General features: G+C 45.0%; 2 protein-coding genes. Both read right to left on the bottom strand.

What is annotated here, in order from left to right; all coding sequences use genetic code 11:
• A partial coding sequence (locus tag VN105_RS26525; protein ID WP_325645935.1) for an RHS repeat-associated core domain-containing protein occupies nucleotides 1-2,554 on the bottom strand: 2,554 nt, incomplete at its 3' end.
• A gap of 5 nt (nucleotides 2,555-2,559) precedes the next feature.
• The coding region (locus VN105_RS26520; RefSeq protein ID WP_325645933.1) for a hypothetical protein at nucleotides 2,560-3,593 on the bottom strand (1,034 nt) is incomplete at its 5' end.

Here is a 3,593-nt window from a genome sequence, read left to right as displayed (position 1 = left end):
GTCTCCCTCCAGATACACTAGGATCTGTTCTAAAATGAACATTATCCAATGTTACATTCTCACAACTATAACAGGTGTACCAACCAGCTGATTTCGCACGCAATTCATATACTTCTGATTCATCTTTTCTATTGGTCCTTTTATTTAAATACTTATCAAAGAAATCGTTAGCAGTACCTACACGAGCTTTCTGCGCTGCATCAAGAGCAGCTGACATATAGAGCTGGTGAGATTCAGCAGTAAATCGCGAAGCTGGTGCTCCATTGATAACTTCATAATTAATTCCAAAATCAAGTTGCTTTATTTTCTGCAAATCCTCTAAACGCATGCTTGCGCCTAAATTCCGATGCACTTCATCTGGCTCGTAATAAGAATGCCCGTTTGCATCAAACTCAACTTCCCTAAATGGATCTAAATAAGCCCTACCATACTGCCCTCCTCTAATTACTTCTAGTTGAGGACTCATTCTAATAACTCTTGCACCTTCTTCACCACCATCAATATCAATATACTGAATCGGCTTATTTCCCGCAAAAGAGTAAGGAGTGTAATGAGGGTATTGCTTTGTTAGTGGATCCACACTCAAAAACTTCCCTATCCTCGGGTCATAAATCCTCATCCCATAATCCTGCTGATTCCCCTCTCCCTTCACCTCGTTATCATTCTCCTTCCCATTAAACCCATACCTATACCTCCCCGCATCAAACCCTCTTCCATCAAGCCCCATTCCAAATGGTGCATAATCCTGTGCACTTGCTACATCCGCCTCATAATGATCCACCGTATTCCCATCTGCAGATACGGCTTTCTTCGCATCCGTAACGGTCGACAGTACATTCCCGAGGTGATTGCTTAACTCAAAGAACTTATTACCCCTGATAAAGGTAGCAAAAGTACCGAAACCTAGTCCCTGCAATCTAACCAAGTCAGGTGTTTCTTCATTCTGTACCTGAATTGCCAGGTTATTTATTCCAAGTCTGCCGCTGCCATACAAATGCGTCTCAGTTTGGCTCAGTAAACTATTATTAATGGAAGGATCCCCGCTTACATATACACTCATCACGTTGCCGCTCGCATCCCGGATATAACGTGTTTCTATTCCTTTAGCAATTTTACTGATCCGGTTTCCGGCTACATCATACGTATAAACAATAGTGGAGTTATCCTTCTTCTTTATTTGTTTGATCTTACCATATATATTCCATTCAACATCTATTCCCGCCTGTTCATCGTGTACCAGATTGCCTATACCGTCGTATAAATAATTGTTATCGGATTGGTTGTCTATATCATTTGCGTAATTGGTTTCCGGAACGTTATCGGCTATAGATGTAAGCTGATTCTTACCGGGAATATAATGATACTGCAGATTGTCCATCAACAGCGGCTTCCCGCCCCAGGTTTGATTACCATTCCGGTTATAGGATAGTATATTCCCATTCGGATCATAACTGATAGTTTCCCCGAAATCCTGCACAGCTATCGGCGCCCATGTATTGGTGGTTGCATTCAGGTTGTGCGAGGTATTCATTCCAACTAAGCGGTTCAGTGCATCATATGTGTATGCATACATCAAAGGTGTTCTCACTTTGGGAATGTTCACACTCATGGCTCCAATGTTCCCATTGTATAGCGGTTTTAATGCACTGCCGGCTGCAGCAAACGGGTGAACATTTGCATTAGCTGGTTTATAGTCATCATCACCAAAATAATGGAGAGCAAATCCAAATGCATCGCGGGCTGTTATGCCACCGGCAGCACCATCCTTACCAATATCAAATGCACTGGTAGCGGCAGTACTGTTCACGCCTTTCAACCAGCCTTGCAGGGTATACGCATAATCTATCCCCTGTACCTGTTGCTGCCCGAGTACTGTTCTTGCCAGCGGGCTGTGTTTATAATACTGATAATAAGCGTCATTCTCCCAATAAATGCTATCCTTGCTGGTTTCTACATTCGTGAGCCTGTTCTCAGCGTCATAATTGTAACGGTGATAGAAGGCATCCCGCTGACCCGGTTGGTAGCTAACTGTATTTACGTTGCCACTGATCAGGTCATATGTGTATGCAATCTTCTTAAACCTGTTCCCTTCATTAGGCGTGGCTGCATTGTATTCCTGTAACAACGTACGTACGTTACCGTGAATATCGTAACTGTAATATGTCGCTGAGGTCTGACTGCCGGGAATTGTATCGGCTATATGATTATAAACGGCGCTCCAGGCCACCCGGTTACGGAGATTTTTGGCCTCCCAGATATTTCCTTCGGGGAAGATATAGGGAAGATCATATACTGTCGTGGTGATTTGTGACCGGCTGCTGCCGGCTGAATTTACCCACTGCAAGAGGGTTACCGCATTCTGGCTTATCTCCTGTGTCATCGCCGCACTGCTAAGAATTTCTCCTACTTCGGTAATGCGTCCTATATAATCATACAACGTATAGCTGTATGCGTTATTAAGCAATTGTCTGGCATTCTGCGAAACGGCGAGCCTGCCTAAACGATCATACCAGAAATGACTGGCACCGCCATCAGGAGAGCTTTGCGCTATCACCTGGTTCAGGGTATTAATACGGTGGTATTGCTGACAAGCACGGTAAAATCCCCGGTACCTAATAATACATTGGCAGTAACATTACGCACCGGCATAATACCCGTTCCGGCAGCTTTCAGTTTCACAATACCATTTGTATCTGTTGTAAGGATACTGTCTCCGGCAGCATTATTCCTTGCATTGGCAATACGCACATTGCCGTTAACATCCAGCAAAGCCAAAGGCGATACCGTACCAATACCCACACTACCGTTTGGGGCTATACGTAAACGCTCCGTGTACGAAATGGGGCCGGTGCGCTGGCCTATTACTACATTCGACTGATACGCATTTCCGCCAACAGAAACAATCCCCATATAAGCCGACTGGTAAAGTCCCAGTTTATTAAGTGCCTGAAAGGATATGCCGGAATAGGTACTGTCAGTGGGCGACATATTATACAAGCCGGCTATTGTTCCCAGGGGATAGCTTACGGCTTTCCCGGCCGGGCTATAAACAGTAGTATCAGAGTCGGCAACAGCAAGCCGGAAGCCACTCAAGGCAGTATTTATTGCAACTCTTCCGCTGGTTTTCATTCCCTCATTAAGCGTCACAATACCGGTAGCTCTTTCAATAGTCATCACGTTATCCATAAATGCGCCGGTATCGCTATACCTGGCCAGCCGGAAATCTGATCCCTGGTTACCGGCGCCTGTTTCTGCGTTGTAAAGAAAAGTGGCCCAGCGGGAAATGCTTCCCTCCGGTTTCAGCATCACCGTATGTGGAGAATTAATCCTGTTATTGGTCATAAAAGCGCCGGCCCTTCCGCTTCCATCTATCCAGAAATTCGATAGTAACTGCGCACGGGCGCTCTGTTGCCGGATATACAAAGGATCTGTAACGGGTCTTATGATTGCCCCCAGGGCAATGGTATCCTGTCCTTCAATAGTAAGCGCTGTATCATTTACCTGTTTTAACCTCAGCCTTCGGAACTCCGTCCGGCCTAACCCTTTATTATAAAGATACCCTGCCGTTTTTTGTGTACGGTTTTCCAATATCA

The sequence above is a fragment of the Chitinophaga sp. genome (assembly GCF_035564935.1).
Taxonomy (GTDB): domain Bacteria; phylum Bacteroidota; class Bacteroidia; order Chitinophagales; family Chitinophagaceae; genus Chitinophaga.
The sequence above is the reverse complement of the archived record's forward strand: the minus strand, read 5'-3'. Positions and strand labels throughout refer to the sequence as shown.